The following is a 21896-nucleotide window of genomic DNA, read 5'->3' as shown; positions in this document are numbered from 1 at the left end:
TCGTTCACTCCACAGGTGATGACGGTGTCGAGCGGCTTAGGTGGCGGCGTTAACAGCCGCGTGACCGGGCGGTTAAGGATGTGTGGCACGGGTTTGACAGCAGCCCCGGGAACGGCATTCCGCCGAGGCGCCATTGCCCTTGCGCCGGAGGTGAAAAGCTGAATGATCCTTTCGGTTTGAGACGACCAGAGGCCGGGCTGGCCTCGGGGCCAACGCGGTGCATTGTTGAGGATGGTTTGCAAATGCCGACATTGACGGTGCAAGCGGCCGGCCTGCCGGAGGCGCCGGGATGGTTCTGGCTGTATGTCGTGTCCAACGCGATCATCGCGTGCGCCTTCTTCACGATCTCCACCGTCATCGCTCTGTACCTGTGGCGGCGCTGGAAGGAGGTCATGTTCCGCGGCGTCCTGGCTGCGCTCGGGGTGTTCGTGGCGCTGTTCGGCCTGACGCGTCTGCTCGCGATCCTCGATCTCTGGATGTCGGACGCGAGAGTCGAGAGCCTCGTCTATGCGCTTCTCGCCGTGATCTCGGTCGTGGTCATCGTGGCCATGGTCAGGATGCTGCGCCAGATCCTGGTGCTGCCGACGCGCATCGTGCTGCAGAAGGCCTACGAACGATTGGAAGAAGAGATCCGGCAGCGCCGCGCCGCCGAGGCGATGGTGCAGCGGTTCCAGGAGATCGAAGCGAACGAGGCCCAGGTCCGCCAGGCGCAGAAGATGGAGGCGATCGGCCAACTCACCGGCGGCGTCGCGCACGACTTCAACAACATCCTGACGGTCATCACCGGCACGATCGAGATCCTCGCCGATGCAGTCAAGGACAAGCCGCAGCTCGCCGGCATCGCCAGCATGATCAGCGCCGCAGCCGAGCGCGGCGCCGACCTGACCCGGCACCTCCTCGCCTTCTCGCGCCGCCAGCCGCTGCAGCCGCGCGCCACCGACATCAACGCGCTCGTGGTCGACGCGGCGCGCCTGCTGCGGCCGACGCTGGGCGAGCAGATCGAGATCGAATCGATGCTCAGCCACGACAGCGCGCCGGCGCTGATCGATCCGAGCCAGCTCTCGACCGCGATCCTCAACCTCGCGCTCAATGCGCGCGACGCCATGCCCGACGGCGGCAAGCTCACGCTGGAGACCAAGAACGTCACGCTCGACGACGACTATGCGCAATTGAACCGCGAAGCCAAACCCGGCAGCTATGTCCTGATCGCGGTCAGCGACACCGGCGAGGGCATTGCGGCCCAGTTGATCGACAAGGTGTTCGAGCCGTTCTTCACCACCAAGGACGTCGGCAAGGGCTCGGGCCTCGGGCTGAGCATGGTCTATGGCTTCGTCAAGCAGTCCAACGGCCACGTCAAGATCTACAGCGAGCAAGGTCACGGCACCACGGTGAAGCTGTATCTGCCGCGTGCCACCAGCGCGCCGGAGGCGGTCGTCGCGGACACGACGCGGCCGGCGATGGCGCGCGCGGACGAAACCATCCTGATCGTCGAGGACGACGCGCTGGTGCGCGACTACGTCGTCGCCCAGGTGCGCCGGCTCGGCTATCGCACGCTCGCCGCGAGCAACGCCGCGGAAGGCCTCGCGCTGATCGACGCGAAGGAGCGCATCGACCTGTTGTTCACCGACGTCATCATTCCCGGCGGCATGAACGGCCGTCAGCTCGCCATCGAGGCCGAGCGGCGGCGTCCAGGCCTGAAGGTGCTGTACACGTCGGGCTACACCGAGAATGCGATCGTGCATCACGGCCGCCTCGATGCCGACGTGCTGCTGCTCGCGAAGCCATATGTCAGCGCCGATCTCGCGCGCATGATCAGGACGGCGCTGGAAGCGTAGGCTAGCCGCGACGGCGGCGTCGATCGATGTCTCGTTTGCCCGGCTCGGGCGTCGCATTCGGTGTCGTCCCGGCCTTGCGCCGGGACCCATAGCCACAGTCGGTCGTGGCTGGGAGAGCTGTATCCACCGCCGTGCCTCAAACATCACCCTGGGGTTATGGGTCCCGGCGCAAGGCCGGGACGACAGTGGAGATCCTGGTCGGCGCCTTCCATCACATGGCAGGCATTGGGACAAAGCATCGCCTTCCCGCGGCCCACAAAGCCCGGGTGATGCATCCGTCTTGTCCCTCTTGAACAATGAGAGGGCGCGAGGAAGGCCGGACCTCGGCTGAGGCCCGTGGCCCGCCTGCTCAAAAGAATGCAGGCGGCAGGTACCACAGGTACAGCCGGACAGACCCGGCCTTCCCCGCGCGATGGCTTTACGGTGTCCTTCGTGCTCTCCCTGGGGATCGGCTTTCTTGCCCCCATCGCCCGCGCGTGCCCATAAGCAACAACGCAGACTTGACCTCAGCGTCGAGAGGCCAGGACCACACGACTTCGCCGTCCGTGCCGACTACGCTCGTCTGGCGCAGCCGTCACGTCCATCGCAGCCCACCTCAACGTTCGTGACGACGCGTACGTCCCTCTGCACGAGGCGGGTTGGCCGGAACAATCGACCTGATTTGCCCGACGACGCAAGGGATCGGTCCGCGACAAACTAACACGACGGGCAATCGGCGCATGGCGCGCATGCGAGGATTGCCCGTCGGGCACATCCGACCAGTGCTCCTCCGGACGTGGCCTCGTGAAGGCCGGCTGGCGCCTAACGGATCGATGGAGCAACGGCCGGATCGTCGTGCGACGCCGGCCGCAATGACGCCTGCCTCAGGCTTTCCGATGGCGTCTCACCATAGATCTTTCGATACTCCCTGGCGAAATGCCCCGGATTGCTGAAGCAGCATCGCAAGGCGATCGAAGTCACCGTATCCCCTGCTTTCGCATCGTACAGCATGCGGCGCGCATGTTGCATGCGTGTCAGCTTGATCTTCTCGGCCAGGGACATGCCGTTCTTCGCAAAGTACTGGTAGACCGTGCGGGGGCTGACGCCGTAGCGCGCCGCAAGCTGCTCGATCGAGATCTTCTGATCCCAGTTCGTCTCGATGTGATCCAGGATCTTGCGAATGGACTCGGGCATGTGGTTCTCGCCACCGAGATGATCGGTGGTGACGTCAATCGTCGCGCCGACGAGGCGGGTTCGTCCGTCGGACGGGCTGTAGACGGAGGTCGCCATGCCGCGGACCCAGCGCATCGCACCATCTTTGGTCAGAACCCGGTAGTCGCGCGTGTAGCCGGTTCGCTTCATGATCGCGCGACCGATCGCCTGCTCGAGCCCGTTTCGATCCTCCGGATGCACGCGGCACAACATGTCGCGCACCGACGATGACGGCGCCGACGGAAACTCTTCCTTGGAATCGTCCGTGTCGACGATCAGGTTGAAGGTCGACAGCCCAGCAAGCTTCTCCGCGGCTGCAAGCTGTTGCTCCAGGATCTTGGTCGCCGTGATGTCCTCGACCACGGCGCAGAACCATTTCATGCAGCCGCTGGCGTCTCTGATCGGGTTGACGATCACGCGTCCCCACACGACGCTTCCGTCCTGACGAAGGTAGCGCTTGTCGAGCTGATAGCTCGCGACCTCGCCTGTAACCAGCTTGTCGTGCTGCAGCCGGTTGCCCTCCCGATCCTCCGGATGGGTCAGATCGATGAAGGTCAGTTCGCCGGTCCTGAGCTGCTCCAGCGGGTATCCGAGGATCCGGCAGCATTCGGCATTCGCAAACAGGATATGTCCCGTCGAACTGTCGACGATCGAGATGCCGATGCCGAGGCTATCCAGAAACACCCTCGGCAACGCGATGATTTCGGCAATTTCCTTCCCTGGCATGTCCAAGCCGATAGCATCCAATCGTCATGGAGCATAGCTGCAAGGACAATCTCGAAATTGACCTAAGGCAAGCCGGCCCTGCGACACTCGATCCATCCGGGCGGACGCGACGCGGCGGTTCCTGCACAATCAGAACAATCGCTGCAGATTGCCGCCTAACCGAATCTTACTGAAGACCTGTTAGATTGAACAGAACCCCGGAATTCTACGGGAGTCATCGAGTTCAGGACGATCGCAGCCGGCGCCGTCTCCGGATCATGGCAACCATCGCGTGATCTTGATCACCTGCTCATCGCTGACGTGACTTCCATCACAGGAGACCATCATGTTTGGCCGCAAGAACAACGCCGCAGCCATGGCCGCCCTGGCCGCAAACGCGATCACCGCAAGGGTGATGGTCGCTGACGACAAGCTCAACATCGTCTACATGAACGACGCGGTGATGGAGCTGTTGCGCGGGGCCGAGGCCGATCTCAAGACGCAGTTGCCGCACTTCCGTGTCGACGCACTCATCGGCACCAACATCGACGTCTTCCACAAGGATCCGAGCCACCAGCGACGCATGCTGCAGGCCCTCACCTCCGAACACCGCGCCACCATCAAGATCGGCAAGTGGACGTTCGATCTGGTCGCGCAGCCCTTGAAAAATCCGGATGGATCGCGCGCAGGAACGGTCGTCGAGTGGTCCGACGCCAGCGTGCGGCTGCAGAACCTCGACTACAGCGCTCAGGTCGCGGCCATCGGCCGATCACAGGCCGTGATCGAATTCAACCTGGATGGCACCATCGTCACCGCCAACGATAATTTCCTGAATGCGCTGGGCTACAGCCTGCCGGAAGTCCAGGGCAAACATCATAGCATGTTCGTTCCGCCGGAGGAGCGCGACAGCGCGGCCTACCGCGAGTTCTGGGCTGCCCTGAATCGCGGCGAATACCAGGCCGCGGAATACAAGCGGATCGGAAAGGGCGGCAAAGAGGTATGGATCCAGGCGTCCTATAATCCGGTGTTCGATCAGAACGGAAAGCCCTTCAAGGTCGTCAAGTTCGCCACCGACGTGACCGCCCAGAAGCTTCGGAATGCCGATCTCGCCGGACAGATCGCCGCCATCAGCAAATCGCAGGCCGTGATCGAGTTCGAACTGGACGGCACCGTCATCAACGCCAACGACAATTTCCTGCAGGCGCTCGGCTATACGCTGTCCGAGATCAAGGGCCGCCATCATTCGATGTTCGTCGATCCGTCGGAGCGCGACAGTACGGCCTATCGCAACTTCTGGGCCGCCCTGAACCGCGGAGAATATCAGGCCGCGGAATACAAGCGGATCGGAAAGGGCGGTCGCGAGGTCTGGATTCAGGCCTCCTACAATCCGATCCTCGACCTCAACGGCAAGCCATTCAAGGTCGTGAAATACGCCACCGACGTCACCAGGCAGGTGCTGACGCGAATGGGCAATGAGCGCGTCCGCGGCATGATGGAGTCCGTCGCCGCGGGTGCCGAGGAGTTGAACGCCTCGGTGCGCGAGATTTCCGAGGCCATGACGAAGTCGCGCGAGACGGCAATGGGCGCGGCCGACCGGGTGGCCTCCGCCGATTCGCAGGCCAAGCGCCTCAGCGAGGCGACACAGGCGATGAGCGGCATCGTCGAACTGATCGGCAACATCACCGGGCAGATCAACCTGCTGGCGCTCAATGCCACCATCGAATCGGCGCGGGCCGGCGATGCCGGCCGCGGCTTTGCCGTGGTCGCGTCGGAGGTCAAGAATCTCGCCACGCAGGCGAAGTCCGCCACCGACAAGATCGGGGCCGAGATCGCCGGACTGAACGGGATTTCCAGCGAGGTCGTGAATGCGCTGAACGCGATCAAGGTCGAGATTCAGAACGTCAGCGAATACGTCACCTCGACCGCCGCTGCTGTCGAGGAGCAGAGCACGGTCACCGGCGAAATGTCGTCCAGCATGCAGCGCGCAGCCGCAGAGGCGCAGGCGATCGCAGCAGGCAGGGCGTAAGCTGCCTGAGCGGGCCGTTTCCCGCCGGGACGGCGGCGAGGATCACCCCTGCGTCGCGTCCCAGGTCACCGGCAGATTGAGCAGGCCGCGAAAGGCCCAGCCGCCGATGCGCACCGGCTCGGTATCGCGCAGCCGCAGGTTCTCGAGCCGCGCGAACAGCGTCGGCAAGGCGACGTCGGCGATCATCGCGCGCGACGCCCAGGCTCCGGCGCAGAAATGCGGGCCGGCGCCGAAGGCGATGCTCTTGGAGACGTCGCGCCGGATGTCGAAGCGGTCGGGCTCGGCGAAATGCGCCTCGTCGCGGTTGGCCGAGCCGAACATCAGGAACACGCGCTCCTCCGGTTCGAAGGCGACGTCGCGGATCCTCCAGGGCTTGGCGATGCGCCGGGGCGACATGCCGATCGGCGAGATCCAGCGGGCGAATTCCTCGAACACCTGCAGCCAGCGCACCTCGCCATTCATGGCGAGCGCAAGCTGCTCCGGATGCGTCAGCAGCGCCCACACCGTGCCGGCGATCGCATCGCGCGGCTCGTTCTGGCCGCCGGAGATCGCGAGCTTGATGTTGGCGCGGATGCTCTCCATCGGCATGCCCACGGCCAGCATGACGCCGAGCAGGCTCTGGTTCGGGGTCTTTTCCAGCACCGGCAGCATGTCGTCGATCGCGGCGTCGATGCCTGAGGTGGCGGCGTTGCAGCGCGCCTCGACCTGGGGATCGCCGGTGTAGTTGGCGATGCCGTCGATCATCGCCTGCGACCACGCGTTCATGTCCTGGAAGCGCATGTTGGTGAGGCCGGTGATCAGCTTCAGGCATTCGGCCGAGAACGGCAGCGCGAAATCGCGGACGAGATCGACATCCGCCGCCGGATCGAGCGCGTCGGTCAACCGGTCGGCCTGAGCCTGGAACTGCGCCAGCCAGTGCACGCGCACCGCACGCGGCGACACCGCTGGCGCGATCGCCTGGCGCTCGGCCATATGCGCGGCGCCGTCCTTGCGCATCATGTTGTGGCCCATCAGCCGGTTCATCAACCCCTGTGGCTGGTGCGAGCTGAACACCTCGATCTGCTTCTCGGAGACGAAGATGTCGTCGCGCCGGCACAGCAGCGTGCTGCCGAGTTGCGGCACGAAGGCGATCGGCGCCTCCTTGCGCATCCGCGCCAGCGCCGGATAGGGATCGGCCCAGAACGCGGCCGGATCGATATCGAAATGGGGTGCGGTGCTCACATTCGGCCTCCGGTCGGACGCCGCATGCTAGCTGCACGCGCGGGCGGCGTCTGTCCCGATGATGGGTGACAGCCTGCGGCGCGCTCAGTTCAGCGGCTTTGGCGCCGCCATCAGCCGCAGCGCGATCGCGAACAGCTCGTTCTGCGAGGCGATGCCGAGCTTCTCATAGGCGCGCTTGCGATACGTGAAGACAGAGTTCAACGCGATGCCGAGATCACCGGCGATCGCCTCCGAGGTGAAGCCTTCGAGGATGCGCCGGCAGACATCCTTCTCGCGCGGCGTCAACACCGACAGCGGGCCGCCGCTCGCAAAGAGTGAGGCGAGCTTGTCGGCCGGGTCCGTTGCGGCCGCATGCGCCTGGCAGTGCCGCGCGACGATGGCCGCGACGAGCGGGGCGACTGCCGTGATGCGCTGCCGCTCGTCGGGGGCGAAGCCGCCCTGCGCCGCCGTGCGATAGAAATTCACATAGGTACAGTGATCGCCGACCCAGATCGCGGTCGCCGCCTTGTCGACGATCTCGGAATCCTCGAAGAACAGCTTGCGATAGCCCCGCGGATACATGCGGCGTGCGAAGTTGGGCAGCAGGATGTGACGGGCCTGCGCGCGCTGGCCGAAGATCGCCTCGCGGTTCGGATCGGCGGTGTGGAAATGCTGCGAATAGGCGGCGCCGAGGTCGGGGCCGATCGCGATGTTGCCGGTGCTGAGCAGGCAGCGCGCCGAGTGCTGGTTCTCGAAGGTGAACACCATGCAATGGCCGACACCGGCGATGGCGCGCAGCCTCTCGATCAAGACCTCTGGAAACGATTGCTGGCCGATGGCGAGCACCATGGCGCTGACAGCGCCCGTCGCATCGCCCCCCGGCGTCATAGCCTCCATGGTGTTCTCCCCGACCTCTCGTTTGCTCCAGCCTAGCAGCAACGGCCATTGCCTGAAAGGCCGCCCGGCGTCACCAACCACGGGGACAGACGCGCGGCCGCGGCGCGGCTAGGTTTGGCGGCTGAAGTCGCGGCCGATCAACGCGCCGGGCACGCTCACGGGGAGGATATCGCGATGAGAGCCGTACTCACTGCGCTCGGGATGGCTGCCATGCTGGCGCTCGGCGCGCCGGCGCGGGCCGACATCAAGGTCGGTATCGTGGTGTCCGCAACCGGCCCCGGCTCGGCGCTCGGCCAGCCGCAGATCAAGGCGGTCGCCGCGCTGCCGAAGGAGATCGGCGGCGAGAAGATCATCTACATCGCGCTCGACGACGAGTCCGACAGCGTGAAGGGCCTGCAGAACGCGCGCCGCCTCGTCATCCAGGACGGCGTCGACGTCATCATCGGCTCGTCGCTGACGCCGGTCACCATGCCGATGCTGGACGTCGCGCTGGAGTCACGCACGCCGCTGCTGTCGCTGGCGGCGTCCACGGCGATCGTGCAACCGATGGACGACAAGCGCAAATGGGCGTTCAAGGTCGTGCCCAATGACGACATCATGGCGGCGGCGATGCTGAAATACATCGCGAAGAGCGGCGTCAAGACGCTGGGCTTCATCGGCGTCTCCGACGGCTATGGCGAGGGCTACTATCAGGAGGTGAGCAAGCTGGCGCCGAAGCTCGGCATCACCGTGACCACGCACGAGGTCTATGCGCGCGGCGACACCAGCGCCGCCGGCCAGGCCCTGAAGGTGATCGCGACCAACCCGGACGCGGTGTTCATCGCCTCGGCCGGCACGCCTGCGGTGCTGCCGCAGCAGGCGCTGCGCGAGCGCGGCTATGCCGGCAAGATCTTCCAGACCCATGGCGTCGCGACGCAGGAGTTCATCAAGCTCGGCAAGGAGAATGTCGAGGGCGCGATCTTCGCCGGCGAGGCGTTCTCGATCGCCGAAGATCTCGCGCCCGAGGACCCGTTCCGCCGCGCCAACGATGCGTTCGTCTCCGCCTATCAGGCCGCCAATGGCGACAAGCCCAACATTTTTGCCGCGCATCTGTGGGACACCGCGACCCTGCTCAAGGGCGCCATTCCCGGCGCGCTGAAGGCGGCCAAGCCAGGCACGCCGGAATTCCGCGCCGCGCTGCGCGACGAACTGGAGCGCGGCAAGGACGTCTACCTCAATAACGGCCTCTCCAACATGAGCCCAACCGACCACAACGGCTATGACGAGCGCTCGGCGTTCCTGATCAAGGTCGAGGGCGGGAGGTTCAGGCTGGTGAAGTAGGTGCTGGCCTTTACCCGGGTGGGCGCAGCTTCTCTCCAAACAGGCGGTGCAAACCTCTCCCCGCTCTTTGCGGGGAGAGGTCGGATTGCGCAGCAATCCGGGTGAGGGGCATGGCACATACGAAGCTACATATTCGCTCTATCGGACTCATGAGTCGGGCCTCAGCAGCACCACCCGTGTCGCTGCCCCTCACCCCCTCCCTCTCCCCGTAAGAACGGGGAGAGGGAGCGCACCGCGTACTTCGTGAGCGCTCGTATCCCGCTGGCAGAAAAGCACCCGATAGAACTGCCGCTGAGCTGAGCGTCCGCCGCCTTACGCCGACAGCCGCTCCCCCGCGTTCGCCTTGCCCAGAATCAAATCCGCCGCCTTGTCGCCGATCATCAAGGTCGCGGCGTTGAGGTTGGCGGAGATCATGCGCGGCATGATCGAGGCGTCGGCGACGCGGAGGCCCTGGAGGCCGTGGACGCGGAGCTGGTCGTCGACGGTGGCCCAGGTGGAATCGGCCGGGCCCATGCGGCAGGTGCAGCCGGGATGGAACGTCGTCGTGGCGCGCTGGATGGCGGCGGCGAGGAACTCGTCGTCGCTGTTCACCTTCGGGCCCGGGAAATCCTCATAGGCGTAGTACGGCGCGAGGGGGCCCGAGGCCAAGAGCCGGCGCGCCAGCTTCATGCCGGCGACGATGACGCGGCGGTCGAGCTCGGCGGTGAGATAGTTGGTCTGGATCAGCGGCGGCGCGAACGGGTCGGCGGAGCGGATGCGGACGTAGCCGCGGCTCTCCGGGCGCTGCTGCCAGGACGCGACCGTCATGCCGGGTTCGTCCTCGAGCTGGCCCTGCACGCCCTCCTTGTAGCTCGCGGGCGTGAAGGTGAGCTGCAGGTCGGAGCTCTCCGCGGTCTCGCCGGAATGCCAGAAGCAATAGACCATGGTCGGCGACAGCGACAGGATGCCCTTGCGCGTCACCGCCCATTTCAGCGCCTCGCCCCACAGATTGAGGCCGCGCGCGAGCTCGTTGATGGTCTTGATGTTCTTGACGCGCGCGACCGTGCGCGGCGCGTAGTGATCCTGCAAGCCCTCGCCGACGCTGCGCAGCGCATGGCGCACCTCGATGCCGTGCTCCTGCAACAGCTCGGGCGCGCCGATGCCGGAGAGCTGCAGCAGCTGCGGCGAGTTGTAGGCGCCGCCGGACAGGATCACCTCTTTGCGCGCGCGCACTTCGACCGGCACGCCGCCGCGTCCGCCGCGGCTGTAGCGCACGCCGACCGCGCGCTTGCCTTCGAGCATGATGCCGGTGGCATGGGCGTGGGTGCGGATCTCGACGTTCGGCCGCTTGCTGGCGGGCTTGAGGAACGCGGTCGCCGACGACACGCGGCGGCCGTTCTGGATGGTGCGCTGGACGTAGGACACGCCCTCCTGGATGGCGCCGTTGTAGTCGGGATTGCGCGGGATGCCGAGCGAGACCGCGCCGTCCATGAAGGCCTCGCACAGCGTGTCCTTCCACTCCATGGTGGTGACTTCGAGGCTGCCGTCGCGGCCGCGATACTGCTCGTCGCCGGCGCCGATGCGCTTCTCCATGCGCCGAAAGTGCGGCAGCACGTCGGAATAGCTCCAGCCGCGATTGCCCATCTGCGCCCAGGTGTCGAAATCCTGGCTCTGGCCGCGATTGTAGACATGGCCGTTGATCGATGAGGAGCCGCCGAGGGTCTTGCCGCGCGGCGCATAGATGCTGCGGCCGGCGGTGTAGGGCCCCGGCTCCTGCTGGTAGCCCCAGTTGATGCTCTTCATGTAGAAGGTCTTGATGAAGCCGGCCGGCAGATGGATGTAGGGGTGCCAGTCGCGCGGGCCCGCCTCCAGCACGCAGACGCTGACCGAGGGGTCCTCGCTGAGGCGGTTGGCGATCACGCAGCCGGCCGAGCCGGCGCCCACGATCACATAGTCGAAATTATCCATCTCGTCTGTCGTCCCGGTCTCGTCATGCCTGCCGCATGACGCGGCCAGGCGGCCATAGCGCGATCAGCGCGGCTTGTCATTCAACTGGTAGTCGAGATGCGCCCGCACCGTCGGCCATTCGGCCGCAGTGATGCTGTAGACGACGGTATCCCGCAGCGTGCCGTTCGGCGCGATCTGGTGGCTGCGCAGGATGCCGTCCTGCTTGGCGCCGAGCCGCTCGATGGCGCGGCGGCTCTGGTGGTTGAAGAAATGCGTGCGAAACTCGACGGCGATGCAATCCATCGCCTCGAAGGCCTGCGCCAGCAACAGCCGCTTGCACTGCGTGTTGAGCGCGCTGCGCTGCACCCGCTTCGCGTACCAGGTCGAGCCGATCTCGACGCGGCGGTTGGCGGCATCGACGTTCATGTAGGTGGTCATGCCGGCGACCTTGCCATCGGCGTCGAGCACCGTGAACGGCAGCATGCTGCCGGCGGCGAACAGGCCAAGCCGGCGCTCGATCTCCTTGGCCATGGTCTCGGGTTTCGGAACTGCGGTGTACCACAGGTTCCACAATTCGCCGTCGCGGACGGCCTCGACCAGCGCGTCGTGGTGGTCCTGCGAGAGCGGCACGAGGCTGGCGTGCGTGCCGCGGAGGGTGACCGGTTCGAGAAAGGGCATCAAAGACTCCGTCATTCCGGGGCGCGAGTGAAACAAGCGAACCCGGCATCTCGAGATTCCGGGTTCGATGCTTCGCATCGCCCCGGAACGACGGAGGATGCGAAGCGCTTCGCTCGCAATGACGGCACTATCACGCGACGCGTCACTTGTTCAGAAAATTCAGCGGCAGGCCCGGCCGCGGCCAGTCCATCGCCACCAGCTCGCCCTTGCCGGAGAGCGTGATGTAGGCGGTCTTCAATTCGGGACCGCCGAAGGCGATGTTGGTCGTGACGCGGTCGCCGGTCGGGACCTGCTCGACCAGGGTGCCATCCGGCGCGATGACGCTGATGCAGCCGGACACCAGCGTTGCCACGCAGACATTGCCGTTGGCCTCCACCGCGAGCGAATCGAACATCTGGTAACCGCCGAGGCCGCAGATCGGCCGGCCGCGCTCGCCGCGATAGATCACGTCGCGCGGCTTCACCGTGCCGGGCTCCGGCACGTCATAGGCCCAGAGCCGCGCGGTCGGCGTCTCCGCGATGTAGACGGTCTTCTCATCCGGCGACAGGCCGATGCCGTTGGCCGGCAGGATGCCGTGCACGGCCTCGACGATCTCGGTCATGCCGGGCCTGAGATAATAGAACGCACCGACATCCATGTCGCGGGCTCGGCGCTTGCCGAGGTCGGAGAACCACAGGCCGCCCTGACGGTCGAACACGAGGTCGTTCGGCCCGCGCAGCTCATGCTCGCCGCAGCGGCTCACGACGGTCTCGACCTTGCCGCTCTGCAGATCGACTGTTTGGATCGAGCCGCCGAGATAATCCGCGGGCTGGGGGCCCGGCATGATCATCTTGCCGGTCGGAATCCAGGAGAAGCCGCCATTGTTGCAGATGTAGATCTTGCCGTCGGGCCCGAGCGCAGCGCCATTCGGCCCGCCCGGAATCTGCGCGACGATCTCCTTGCGGCCGTCCGGAAACACCCGCGTCAGGCGCTTGCCGCGGATCTCGACCAGCACCACCGAGCCGTCGGGCATCACGACGGGCCCTTCCGGAAATTCCAGATCGGTGGCGAGCACGCGCATGTTGGACATCTGACGGCCTCCCGCTTGTCTGCCGCGATGCGGCGCATTGTTGTTATGCGGAAGGTTATCGCAAAGCCGGCCCGGCTTGCCAAGCAAGCGGCCGGCCGCGGGACCGCAGAGCAGCCCTGCTGCGAAAGACGCTTGCAGCGTGTCGACGCAAGTGAGCGGCGTTTGGCGCGCCGGTTCAGCGGATCACCGGCAGCCAGATTTCCAGTCCGCCATCGCCGGTGAGCGGGTCGAAGCGCTGATCGTAGCGCTCGAAGTTCGGCGCGTCGGCGACCTCATAGCCCGACTGCGGCAGCCAGCGATTCCAGATCGTATGCACGGTGCGGCGGATCGACGAGATGTGGCCGGCATGGGTGAACACGGCGAACGTCGCGGCCGGAACCCGCACGCGGCTGAACGTCCGCGGCAGGTCGGAAAAATCGGCCACCTCGACGCCCGCGACATAGTCGAAATTGCCGGCATCGTCGCCGTTGCAGCAGACACCGTAAGCCACCGCGCCGCGCCGCGCCGGAACCTCTTGCGTGATCTCATTGAAGCGGCGCCACAGCGCCGGAATGCCAGCGCCGTTTTCGAACGTGAAGCGGTCGCCAAGGCCGGCGACAAGCAGCGGCTCGGCGGTGACGAAGCGCGGCGCGGCGAGATCATCGAGCGGTGTCTGGTCCATGAGGATCGGCTCCTGCAATGCGAGGCCATCGAGGCGTGCATGGGCGCGGACCGCTTCCGGCGTGACGCCGAACTGATCGCGGAACGCGCGCGTGAATGCTTCGTGGGAGCCGTAGTCCGCTTCCAGCGCCAGACCGAGAATGTCGGGCGCGCCGCCGGCCAAGGCCCGTGCCGCCTCGCTGAGACGGCGCAGCCGGACATAGCGCATCACCGATACGCCGGTCGCGGCCGCGAAGGCACGCACGATGTGGAAGCGCGACACGCCGGCAATGCCGGCGATGTCGTCGAGCGACATCGGCGCCGACAGATGACTCTCGATATACCAGAGCGCCTTCTGGGCCGGGTTGTTGGACACTCATCTCTCCGGACGAAGCAGCCGATCGTGCACGACCGGCGCCCGCGGCGCTTGACAATTGTTGCTGTCGAACCGGCAGATGCCTGCTATTTGCCCGCGGGCTTTGCCGACGCATCGGCCTTCTTCTTCAGCTCGTCGATCGCACCTTGCTGCGATATCAAGGCCGCCTTCAACGCCTGGATCTGCCGATTGGCCGCATCGAGCTTCTGCTGCTGATCGAGCGACTGCTTGGTCATCGTCTTCTGCAGGAAGTCGATGTTGCTCTGCAGACATGATGTCCGCCGGTCCATCGCTTTTTCGGCGGTGCAGATCTCGATGCCGGGAATATCCTGCGCATGTCCGGCAGAGCCCATGCACATTGCGAGCACACTCACGGCAAACAGGATTCGTGCGGCAACGATGATTCGCATCACAATTTTCTCATTGGCTTGCCAAACACATGATTTTGCGTGGAACTGATGCTGTTTCCAGAATGATACCATACTGAGACCTCAATCGCGCATTGAAGTTCGGGCCGGGACCCGTTTTTAGGGAGATGGACAGAATGGCTACGCGCGAAAAACGGCTGGCGCAATTCGACGGCAGCGGTGAGCCGCCGCCCGGACAGACGGTCGAGGTGCTGTGCGAGGATCACAGCGGCACCTATCAGCTGCCGTTCCCCTGTTTCTACATTGATGGCAAATGGCACAACAAGGAATCCGGCGGCGCGCTCGAAGCCACCGTCATCGGCTGGCGCTTTCCGCGCGCGCGTTTCGACGAGCGCAACGGGCGGCGCATGCAGGCGAGCTTCGTTGCTGATCGCGCTTCGTCTTATTGATCACACCGGGCCCTGAGTTCCGCTCAGGGCCGGTCTTGCCGAAAATATGGTTTTGAACGCAGATTGAGCATGACGACGGGATAGGCCATTAGCAGCGCGCCGGCCACGATTGCAGCAACCGCCGTCGCGCCATCGATCACTCCGTCACTCCACGCCCGCCGCCACATTGCGATCGCGACGGGACAGAACAGCACCAGCGCCGTCGCCAGGCCCGGAGAGAATCGGCCGCCGCTCCGCACGAATGGCAGCACGTGAAAGAACACCGCGTTGATGATCATCAGCGCGGCATAGGCGAGCGGTGCCAGGGGCCATGTCGCCGCGAGCTCTGCCTGCACCGCGCCGAGCACGACGACGAGGGCGTTGGTCACGTAGAAATCGCTCCACTCGACCGGCAGCTTCATCACCGCACGCGCCCAGTTTCGCCAATCGAAGGTGTATTCCTCGAGGATGTGCGCGCCATAGGCGGCCAATGCGAGCCAGGCCAATGTGGTCAGTGTCATGATCGATTTCCCCCTCGCCCGCTGTGTACCGGCGCGGGACGAGTCGTCCTAGCGTCGCGTGCTGCAAGGTCACAGCGGACCACCGCCGCATCGGAGCCGACGTTGTTTCAAAACGTGACGGTGCTGGGTTGCCGCCTTAATCTCTGGAACGCGCCCTGAACGAATCGCGTCCGAATCGGACTGCGCGCCAGGTACGCCGCCCGTTCACGGCTACATATCGGCCTCGCGGCCGGTCACCCACGAGATCCTGAGACGGTGCATCCGGCCGCGGACGGCGACCGGATGGCAGGGAGTTAACGGCTGGGCCGAACGGTTGTGGGCGCAGGCCTGCTCACGTCCAGGGCGTTACGGGCGGCACCTTGTCGGTCGCCGGCGGCATCTCGACCGTCTTGAAATCGGCCGGGCTGACGATCTCCATATATTCCATGTCAGGAGAATAGTCGTAGAGATAGTGCGTGATCCCCGGGCGCTGATGCACCACGTCGCCGGCCTTCACCAAGGTCGGCTTGTCCTCATACATGAAGCGCGCCCAGCCCTTCATCATGATGACGATCTGGAAGTCGCAATCGTGCCGGTGCCAGCCGGTGCCGTCGACCGGCGGACAATCGGGATTGGCCTTGACGAGGTGGCAGATCACCTGTCCGCCGGTGGCGTCGGCAATCCCGAGATCGCGATAGAGGAAGAAGTCGCGCAAGCCACCGCCTTTGTAGTCGGTGTCCTCGGGCTTCACGTGCGAGAACTTGGTCACCACAGCATGCTGGTTCATGACGGCCTCCACCGGTTGATCGCGGCATCGGCAACCGTTGCGGCCCATCGATCGGCCACAGCGGCCACCACGCTCGAAAGCTCGTTTTGCTATGCGAAAACCGCGCCACGCCCTGCGGGCAGCGCACGAATCAGGCCGCCAGAACCGTCGTCGCAATCCGAACTGATTGTTAACAACCGATTTTTGACGCCGGCCGCGCGCGTGACGACGCGCAAGGCCACGCGGGGATAGAGCATGAGAGGCTGCCATGCGGCTTCAAATTGGGCAGCGCCTGCCGCTCCCCTGAGCCGTTGCGATGCAGTCACGCGGCCGCGCGAACCCGCACCGTTGCTAATACTCCACCTCGAGCTCCTCGATCTCCTCCGGCTCGGCCTTGGCCGCCTCGATCCATTCGCGCATCTCCGGCATTGCCATGACCAGATCGGCATAGGCCTTCAGCTGCGGCTCGAGCTTCACGTCATAGGTGACGAAGCGCGTCACCACCGGTGCGTACATCGCATCCGCCATGCCGCGCTGACCGAACAGGAATGGGCCGCCCGACTTGTCCAGGCAGTCGCGCCAGATCGCCCAGATGCGATCAATGTCGGCCTGGGCACGGGTCCACACCTTGAAGCCGGGGAAATGCCCCTTGAGATTGACCGGGAGCGAGGCCCGCAAGGTGGTGAAGCCGGAATGAATTTCCCCCGAAATCGAGCGGCAATGCGCGCGCTGGATGCGCTCGGCGGGCAACAGGCCGGCGTCCGGGAACGTCTCGTTGAGATATTCCCCGATCGCGAGCGTATCCCAGACCGTCGCTCCATCGTGCCGCAGGCACGGCACCAGGATCGACGACGACAGCAGCAGGATCTCGGCCCGTGCGGAGGCATCGTCGGGCCCGACGATCACCTCGTCGAAATCGAGCCCGGCAAACCTGGCGAGCAGCCAGCCGCGCAGCGACCATGACGAGTAGTTCTTGCTGCTGATGGTCAACGTCGCTTTGGCCATATCGCCCTGCCCTCTTTGTCGCTTGTCATTCGGCCGCCGTCCGACGTGCGGCTGCCCCGCCGGCTCAGGATCGGGTCCGGAGCCGGATACTCCAATGATTTCACGCAGCAAGCGACATGCCAGTTTTTGAGGCAAGACTCCCCGCCTCTGGCTTCGATATTGCATGCATGACTTTGGAGTGACGGACGGGACCAAATGGCGCTGCTGTACCAAGCCTACCAGAATCACATGGACCTGACCGAGCCCTGGCGCCAGGGCGCCGCGGCCGCATTGCGCTATCTCAACCTGATCCCGTCGGGGCTCTCCAGCCGCGCCATGCGGCGGCTGTCGGCGGCCCTCGAGCTGATCTCGCGCTCGGCGCTGACCTATGCGCGGCCGGCCTATGGGATCGACAGCGTGATGGTCGGCAACCGCGAGCTTGGCGTCACCGAGGAGGTGACGTTCAAGACGCCGTTCGGCTCACTGCTGCACTTCAAGAAGGACGGCGCGGCGGACCAGCCCAAGGTCCTGCTGGTGGCGCCGATGTCGGGCCATTTCGCAACGCTGTTGCGCGGCACGGTGAAGACGCTGCTGCAGGACCATGACGTCTACATCACCGACTGGCACAATCCGCGCGACATCCCGCGCGATCACGGCCGCTTCGGACTGGAAGATTACACCGATCATCTCATCACCTTCCTCGGCCAGCTCGGTCCGCGTCCGCACATGGTCGCGATCTGCCAGCCGTCGGTGTCCGCGCTCGCAGCCACCGCGGTGATGTGCGAGGACAACCACCCCTCACGGCCGGCGACCTTGACCCTGATGGCTGGACCGATCGACACCAGGCTGCAGCCGACCAAGGTCAACGAGTTCGCCAAGAGCAAGCCGATCGATTGGTTCGAGAACAATCTGATCCACTACGTGCCCTTTCAGTGCACGGGCGCCTTCCGCAAAGTGTATCCGGGCTTCGTGCAGCTGACGGCCTTCGTGTCGATGAATCTCGAACGCCACGTCAAGCAGCACATGGATCTCGCCAACCATCTCGCCAAGGGCGAGGTCGAGAAGGCCGAGACCATCAAGACGTTCTACGACGAGTATTTCGCGGTCATGGACCTGCCGGCCGAGTTCTACATCGAGACCGTGCGCGACGTGTTTCAGGAGCATCTGCTGCCGCAGGGCAAACTGATGCACCGCGGCCGGCCGGTCGATCCGAAGGCCGTGCGGCGGATCGGCCTGATGACCGTCGAAGGCGAGCGCGACGACATCTGCTCGATCGGCCAGACGCTCGCTGCGCAGGACATCTGCACCAATGTGCGGGCCTATCGCCGCGTGCATCACATGCAGGCCGGCGTCGGCCATTACGGCGTGTTCAGCGGCAAGAAGTGGAATAACGAGATCTACCCGCTGCTGCGGGATTTCGTGCACGTCAATTCGTGAGCCGACCGCGACGGCGCTGCGCCCGTTGCAGCGTCGCTGACGGCGTCTCGCCGAACTTGTCGCGATAGGCGCCCGCCATCCGGCCGAGATGGGTGAAGCCGAGTTCGAAGGCGAGATCGATGATCCGTGCCTCGGGCGCCGCCGTCATCAGTTGCGCGTTCAACCGGGCGAGCCGGATGTCGAGCAGCATGTCGGAGATCGACATGCCGAAATGACGGCGGAAGCCGCCTTGCAGCGCACGGATGCCGATGCCCGCCGCGGCGGCGAGTTGGGACAGATCGAGCGGCTCGGCGGCCTGCGTATCGAGCAGATCGCGAGCCCTGCGCACAGCGCCCGGCAGCGTCTCGATCCGGCCGGAATGACGTCTGATCGCCTCCGACAGCCCGTTGCTCGGGTGCTCGAGCAGAATGTCCAATAGCGTCTCTCGCCAATTGGCGGCCATCGCGGCGGGCCGCCTGCGCTCTCCTCCCAGGCCCTCGGCGAGGTCCGTGAGCGCGAGCATGTGGGCCCGCAGGCGCGAACCGTGAAGCGTCGACAGCGCGATCGCGGGCTCGAACTCGACCGGCTGCACCGCACGCCCGGACAGCGCCGCAGCGCGCTGCTCCACAAGATCGCGGTTCAGCAGCAGGATCAGCTGCGCGCAATTGTCCCACACCATGCGCGTCGGCAATGTCGGCGACAGCAAGGAGGCTGCACAATCCGGACCCGTTGCAATTTCGCGCGCGGCCGTGCGGATGCTTGCTGCCCCTGCGAATGGGAGCTGAACCAGGAAGAAGCGATCGAGGCAGCCGGGATCGATGGTGACGACGCCGCCATAGGTGACATAGTTGATGGAGAAGCCATCGAATGCCGCACAATTATGCAGCGCGAGGAAATCGCGCGCAGTCTCGGCCTTCGGCTGCAACCCGTGCGGACAGAAGATGCGTCCTATTTGTTCAGCGGCTTCATCGACATCGTGCGTTGCAACACGACCATAGGCCGCCAGCCGCGGCGCTGCGGGCAGCTTCCAACTACGATCGATGGCTGCATCGGCAGTCATGGCTCACATCGTCCGTCGAAATCATTTGAAACCTATAATAATTAGCATCTGGCGTCGAGGGATTCGTTTTCTGGATAGACTTGTCGTCGCGACCTGCTCGATCCTCGCCTCGTGTGCAGCAAGGAGATCCGCCATGACCACACTGGAAAAAGGCATCACGCGCGCCGGCACCGGCTATGCCGGCAAGACCTGGAACATCCTGGGTCAGCTCTACTTCCCCAAGGCCGTCACCGACTCCACCTTCGCCTTCGAGACCAACAGCGATCCCGGCCAGTTCGTGCCGGTGCACGTTCATCCCACCCAGGACGAGTTCATCCTGGTGCAGGAGGGCGTGCTCGACCTCAAGCTCGACGGCGCCTGGGTGAAGGCGCATGCCGGCGATCTCGTGCGCATGCCGCGCGGCATTCCGCATGGCTACTTCAACAAATCGGACAAGCCTGCACGGGCGCTGTTCTGGGTCTCGCCGATGCAGAAGCTGGAGGCGTTGTTCAACATGCTGGACAATCTTGCCGACCCGGCCGAGGTGGTGCGGATCTCTGCCGAACACGAAGTCAATTTCCTCCCGCCTGAGGCCAACGACTAGGCGCGACGACGCCGGACGCACAAGCTCATCATTGCAATGCGGCGCGCGGTGAGCGCGATCGGCCCTGCACGCCCTGCGGGATGAGCGGGTGCTTGGCTTGAACGACTTCTGAACGGCGAGAGCGGTCTCGCCGGGTCTTCGATGCTGGCCCTGTCCATCGTCGCATGCTGCGGTCGCGCCGGGCGGCCTTCGTCATCATCACGTCTTCAGCGAGCTCTTGCAGCGCGGCCGGTCGCGGCTGGCCGCACGCGGCTTTTGCTCGACAACAGGAGGTCCCATGATCACTCGAAAAAACGTCTGCGTGATCGGCGCCGGAGTCTCCGGCCTCGCTGCAGCCAAGGCATTCACGGCGCGCGGCCACAATGTCGCCATCGTGGAGCGTAGCGCCGATCTCGGCGGCGTCTGGGAGCCGGCGCGGTCCTACCCCGATGTGCAGACGCAGAGCCCGAAGGAACTCTATCGCTACACCGACAGGGCCATGCCCGACAGCTATCCGGAGTGGCCGAAGGGACCGCAGGTCTACGCCTATCTGGCCGACTACGCGAGGAGCCACGACCTCACGCGGTTGATGCGGCTGAACACCACCGTTCTGTCGATGCAGCGGCGTGCGGACGGCAAGCCGGGCTGGACCCTCGATCTGAAGACGGGCGATCATGCGGGCCGTGAGGATTTCGATTTCGTGGCCGTCTGCACCGGACAGTTCAACGAGCCGCAGACGCTGTCGCTTCCCGGCGAGGATCAGTTCACGGCCGCCGGCGGCGTCGTCCTGCACTCGTCGAAGTACAATGACCCGGGCATGGTCAAGGACCGCAACGTCGTCGTGCTCGGCGGATCGAAATCGGCCACCGACATCGCCGTCAACGCCGTGCGCTCGGGCGCGCGCTCGGTGACCATCGTGTTTCGCGAGCCGGTGTGGCGCATTCCCTATTTCATCGGCGGTCTCATCAACTTCAAGCGCATCCTCTACATTCGCGCGCAGGAGCAGATGTTCGCGAGTTGGGGCATCGGCCCGCTGGCGCGCCTCGCCCACCGTCTCGCCAAGCCTCTCGTGTGGGCCAATTGGCGCGGCCTTGAGAGCCTGCTCAAGGCGCAGCTCAAGCTGGCCACTTGCAACATGGTGCCCAAGGAGCGCATCGAGGACGGCGTGAACTGCTCGGTCCCGATCGCAACGCCCGACTTCTTCCCGATGGTCGCCGACGGCCGGATCAAGGCGGTGATCGGCACGTTCGATCACTACGAGCCGAACACGATCGTCGCCAGCAGCGGTGAACGGATTCAGGCCGACGTCGCCGTGCTCGCCATCGGCTACAAGCTCGGCGTTCCCTTTCTCTCCGAGGCTGATCGCGCCAAGCTGATCGATCCCGACGGGCAATACCGGCTGTATCGGCTGATCGCCAATCCGGATCTTCCCGACATGGGCTTCGTCGGCTTCAACTCCAGCTTCTGCACCGTGCTCTGCGCCGACATGGCAGCGCACTGGCTGGTTCGCTACGCCGACAAGCAGCTCGCGCATCAGCCGAGCGAGCGCGACATGCGAGACAACATCGAGATGATGCTGCACTTCAAGCGGGTCGAGCGCCCGGCCGCAGCCGTCTATGGCGGCTTGTGCGTCGCACCCTATCACTTCAAGCATTTCGACGAACTGCTCGCTGACATCGGCGCGACAAGGCGGAAGAGACATCCATTGGCCGAGATGTTCACGCCGCCAGATGCGGACGCATATGGCCGCTTCCTGGCATCCGCGCCGACCTACCAGGCGAGTTGACGTGCGAAGGCGGCGTGGGCGCGCGCCGCACTGCAAACACAGCGGCGCCGCAAGCGTGGCCAATGACAGTGCGAAATCGGGCTCCAATGGCGCTCGCATCCGCCGTGTCGAAGAGGCGTCGCCGGGTCCAAGGCTGAGTCCAAAGCTGAGTCCAAGGCTGGCCT

Annotated in this window: 19 protein-coding genes; 7 read left to right on the top strand and 12 right to left on the bottom strand. The window is 65.0% G+C overall.

What is annotated here, in order from left to right:
- Nucleotides 1-242: 242 nt before the first annotated feature.
- Nucleotides 243-1835 (top strand): ATP-binding protein, encoded by a 1593-nt coding sequence (locus QXZ94_RS33180; protein ID WP_409998781.1) that lies wholly within the window; start codon nucleotides 243-245, stop codon nucleotides 1833-1835.
- An 801-nt stretch (nucleotides 1836-2636) separates the two neighbouring features.
- Here QXZ94_RS33180 and QXZ94_RS33175 read toward each other — a convergent pair.
- A complete protein-coding gene (locus QXZ94_RS33175) occupies nucleotides 2637-3752 on the bottom strand; it encodes a helix-turn-helix transcriptional regulator (RefSeq protein WP_315726689.1) in 1116 nt (371 codons plus the stop codon).
- 325 nt (nucleotides 3753-4077) lie between these two features.
- On the opposite strand from QXZ94_RS33175, the gene QXZ94_RS33170 reads away from it, so the two are divergent.
- Complete coding sequence (locus QXZ94_RS33170; RefSeq protein WP_315725575.1) at nucleotides 4078-5757, top strand: PAS domain-containing methyl-accepting chemotaxis protein; 1680 nt, start codon at nucleotides 4078-4080, stop codon at nucleotides 5755-5757.
- 42 nt (nucleotides 5758-5799) lie between these two features.
- Here QXZ94_RS33170 and QXZ94_RS33165 read toward each other — a convergent pair whose 3' ends face one another.
- The gene (locus QXZ94_RS33165; RefSeq protein WP_315725573.1) at nucleotides 5800-6978 is read right to left on the bottom strand and encodes a cytochrome P450; all 1179 of its coding nucleotides are present in this window, start codon (nucleotides 6976-6978) and stop codon (nucleotides 5800-5802) included.
- A gap of 84 nt (nucleotides 6979-7062) precedes the next feature.
- Entirely contained in the window at nucleotides 7063-7854 is a 792-nt protein-coding gene (locus tag QXZ94_RS33160) for a helix-turn-helix transcriptional regulator (protein ID WP_315725571.1), read from the bottom strand.
- Nucleotides 7855-8028: 174 nt separating this feature from the next.
- Here QXZ94_RS33160 and QXZ94_RS33155 point away from each other — a divergent pair, with 174 nt between their 5' ends.
- Nucleotides 8029-9174 carry an ABC transporter substrate-binding protein gene (locus QXZ94_RS33155; protein WP_315725568.1) on the top strand — a complete coding sequence of 382 codons (1146 nt, stop codon included), beginning with the start codon at nucleotides 8029-8031 and terminating at the stop codon, nucleotides 9172-9174.
- A 312-nt stretch (nucleotides 9175-9486) separates the two neighbouring features.
- Here QXZ94_RS33155 and QXZ94_RS33150 read toward each other — a convergent pair whose 3' ends face one another.
- The 5 genes from QXZ94_RS33150 to QXZ94_RS33130 all read right to left on the bottom strand — a co-directional run bounded on the left by QXZ94_RS33150 (nucleotide 9487) and on the right by QXZ94_RS33130 (nucleotide 14272).
- Complete coding sequence (locus tag QXZ94_RS33150) at nucleotides 9487-11121, bottom strand: GMC family oxidoreductase (RefSeq protein ID WP_315725566.1); 1635 nt, start codon at nucleotides 11119-11121, stop codon at nucleotides 9487-9489.
- A 63-nt stretch (nucleotides 11122-11184) separates the two neighbouring features.
- Nucleotides 11185-11778: a GNAT family protein gene (locus tag QXZ94_RS33145; protein WP_315725564.1), complete on the bottom strand. Its 594-nt coding sequence runs from the start codon at nucleotides 11776-11778 to the stop codon at nucleotides 11185-11187.
- Between the two features lie 142 nt (nucleotides 11779-11920).
- Complete coding sequence (locus QXZ94_RS33140; RefSeq protein WP_315725562.1) at nucleotides 11921-12847, bottom strand: SMP-30/gluconolactonase/LRE family protein; 927 nt, start codon at nucleotides 12845-12847, stop codon at nucleotides 11921-11923.
- A gap of 175 nt (nucleotides 12848-13022) precedes the next feature.
- Nucleotides 13023-13862: an AraC family transcriptional regulator gene (locus tag QXZ94_RS33135; protein WP_315725560.1), complete on the bottom strand. Its 840-nt coding sequence runs from the start codon at nucleotides 13860-13862 to the stop codon at nucleotides 13023-13025.
- Between the two features lie 86 nt (nucleotides 13863-13948).
- Nucleotides 13949-14272: a hypothetical protein gene (locus tag QXZ94_RS33130; RefSeq protein WP_409998814.1), complete on the bottom strand. Its 324-nt coding sequence runs from the start codon at nucleotides 14270-14272 to the stop codon at nucleotides 13949-13951.
- A gap of 134 nt (nucleotides 14273-14406) precedes the next feature.
- Here QXZ94_RS33130 and QXZ94_RS33125 point away from each other — a divergent pair, with 134 nt between their 5' ends.
- Entirely contained in the window at nucleotides 14407-14679 is a 273-nt protein-coding gene (locus QXZ94_RS33125; protein ID WP_172111136.1) for a hypothetical protein, read from the top strand.
- A gap of 23 nt (nucleotides 14680-14702) precedes the next feature.
- Here the strand turns inward: QXZ94_RS33125 and QXZ94_RS33120 are convergent, their stop codons facing one another.
- The 3 genes from QXZ94_RS33120 to QXZ94_RS33110 form a co-directional block, all read right to left on the bottom strand.
- A complete protein-coding gene (locus QXZ94_RS33120) occupies nucleotides 14703-15179 on the bottom strand; it encodes an HXXEE domain-containing protein (RefSeq protein ID WP_315725559.1) in 477 nt (158 codons plus the stop codon).
- Between the two features lie 331 nt (nucleotides 15180-15510).
- The gene (locus QXZ94_RS33115; protein WP_315725558.1) at nucleotides 15511-15945 is read right to left on the bottom strand and encodes a cupin domain-containing protein; all 435 of its coding nucleotides are present in this window, start codon (nucleotides 15943-15945) and stop codon (nucleotides 15511-15513) included.
- Nucleotides 15946-16275: 330 nt separating this feature from the next.
- Entirely contained in the window at nucleotides 16276-16929 is a 654-nt protein-coding gene (locus QXZ94_RS33110) for a glutathione S-transferase family protein (RefSeq protein ID WP_315725557.1), read from the bottom strand.
- 195 nt (nucleotides 16930-17124) lie between these two features.
- Here QXZ94_RS33110 and QXZ94_RS33105 point away from each other — a divergent pair, with 195 nt between their 5' ends.
- On the top strand, nucleotides 17125-18345 hold the full coding sequence (locus tag QXZ94_RS33105; protein ID WP_315725556.1) for a polyhydroxyalkanoate depolymerase: 1221 nt from the start codon (nucleotides 17125-17127) through the stop codon (nucleotides 18343-18345).
- On the opposite strand, the gene QXZ94_RS33100 is transcribed toward QXZ94_RS33105, so the two are convergent.
- Nucleotides 18335-19384 carry an AraC family transcriptional regulator gene (locus tag QXZ94_RS33100; RefSeq protein WP_315725554.1) on the bottom strand — a complete coding sequence of 350 codons (1050 nt, stop codon included), beginning with the start codon at nucleotides 19382-19384 and terminating at the stop codon, nucleotides 18335-18337. The genes QXZ94_RS33105 and QXZ94_RS33100 overlap by 11 nt on opposite strands.
- Nucleotides 19385-19517: 133 nt before the next feature.
- Between QXZ94_RS33100 and QXZ94_RS33095 the strand changes: the two genes are divergently transcribed.
- Together QXZ94_RS33095 and QXZ94_RS33090 are read left to right on the top strand one after the other, a co-directional pair.
- Nucleotides 19518-19967 (top strand): cupin domain-containing protein, encoded by a 450-nt coding sequence (locus tag QXZ94_RS33095; protein WP_315725551.1) that lies wholly within the window; start codon nucleotides 19518-19520, stop codon nucleotides 19965-19967.
- 277 nt (nucleotides 19968-20244) lie between these two features.
- On the top strand, nucleotides 20245-21732 hold the full coding sequence (locus QXZ94_RS33090; protein ID WP_315725549.1) for an NAD(P)/FAD-dependent oxidoreductase: 1488 nt from the start codon (nucleotides 20245-20247) through the stop codon (nucleotides 21730-21732).
- The last annotated feature ends 164 nt before the right edge of the window (nucleotides 21733-21896 follow it).

Source organism: Bradyrhizobium sp. SZCCHNS2022 (genome assembly GCF_032377575.1).
Taxonomy (GTDB): Bacteria; Pseudomonadota; Alphaproteobacteria; order Rhizobiales; family Xanthobacteraceae; genus Bradyrhizobium; species Bradyrhizobium aeschynomenes.
Note: the sequence above shows the minus strand (reverse complement) of the source record. Positions and strands in the feature narration are given on the sequence as shown.

Bases quoted from the DNA above. Each gene is read 5' to 3' on its own strand.
- QXZ94_RS33180 (WP_409998781.1), top strand. From the start codon at position 243: ATGCCGACATTGACGGTGCAAGCGGCCGGCCTGCCGGAGGCGCCGGGA.
- QXZ94_RS33175 (WP_315726689.1), bottom strand. From the start codon at position 3,752: ATGCCAGGGAAGGAAATTGCCGAAATCATCGCGTTGCCGAGGGTGTTT.
- QXZ94_RS33170 (WP_315725575.1), top strand. From the start codon at position 4,078: ATGTTTGGCCGCAAGAACAACGCCGCAGCCATGGCCGCCCTGGCCGCA.
- QXZ94_RS33160 (WP_315725571.1), bottom strand. From the start codon at position 7,854: ATGGAGGCTATGACGCCGGGGGGCGATGCGACGGGCGCTGTCAGCGCC.
- QXZ94_RS33155 (WP_315725568.1), top strand. From the start codon at position 8,029: ATGAGAGCCGTACTCACTGCGCTCGGGATGGCTGCCATGCTGGCGCTC.
- QXZ94_RS33150 (WP_315725566.1), bottom strand. From the start codon at position 11,121: ATGGATAATTTCGACTATGTGATCGTGGGCGCCGGCTCGGCCGGCTGC.
- QXZ94_RS33145 (WP_315725564.1), bottom strand. From the start codon at position 11,778: ATGCCCTTTCTCGAACCGGTCACCCTCCGCGGCACGCACGCCAGCCTC.
- QXZ94_RS33140 (WP_315725562.1), bottom strand. From the start codon at position 12,847: ATGTCCAACATGCGCGTGCTCGCCACCGATCTGGAATTTCCGGAAGGG.
- QXZ94_RS33130 (WP_409998814.1), bottom strand. From the start codon at position 14,272: ATGCGAATCATCGTTGCCGCACGAATCCTGTTTGCCGTGAGTGTGCTC.
- QXZ94_RS33125 (WP_172111136.1), top strand. From the start codon at position 14,407: ATGGCTACGCGCGAAAAACGGCTGGCGCAATTCGACGGCAGCGGTGAG.
- QXZ94_RS33120 (WP_315725559.1), bottom strand. From the start codon at position 15,179: ATGACACTGACCACATTGGCCTGGCTCGCATTGGCCGCCTATGGCGCG.
- QXZ94_RS33115 (WP_315725558.1), bottom strand. From the start codon at position 15,945: ATGAACCAGCATGCTGTGGTGACCAAGTTCTCGCACGTGAAGCCCGAG.
- QXZ94_RS33110 (WP_315725557.1), bottom strand. From the start codon at position 16,929: ATGGCCAAAGCGACGTTGACCATCAGCAGCAAGAACTACTCGTCATGG.
- QXZ94_RS33105 (WP_315725556.1), top strand. From the start codon at position 17,125: ATGGCGCTGCTGTACCAAGCCTACCAGAATCACATGGACCTGACCGAG.
- QXZ94_RS33100 (WP_315725554.1), bottom strand. From the start codon at position 19,384: ATGACTGCCGATGCAGCCATCGATCGTAGTTGGAAGCTGCCCGCAGCG.
- QXZ94_RS33095 (WP_315725551.1), top strand. From the start codon at position 19,518: ATGACCACACTGGAAAAAGGCATCACGCGCGCCGGCACCGGCTATGCC.
- QXZ94_RS33090 (WP_315725549.1), top strand. From the start codon at position 20,245: ATGATCACTCGAAAAAACGTCTGCGTGATCGGCGCCGGAGTCTCCGGC.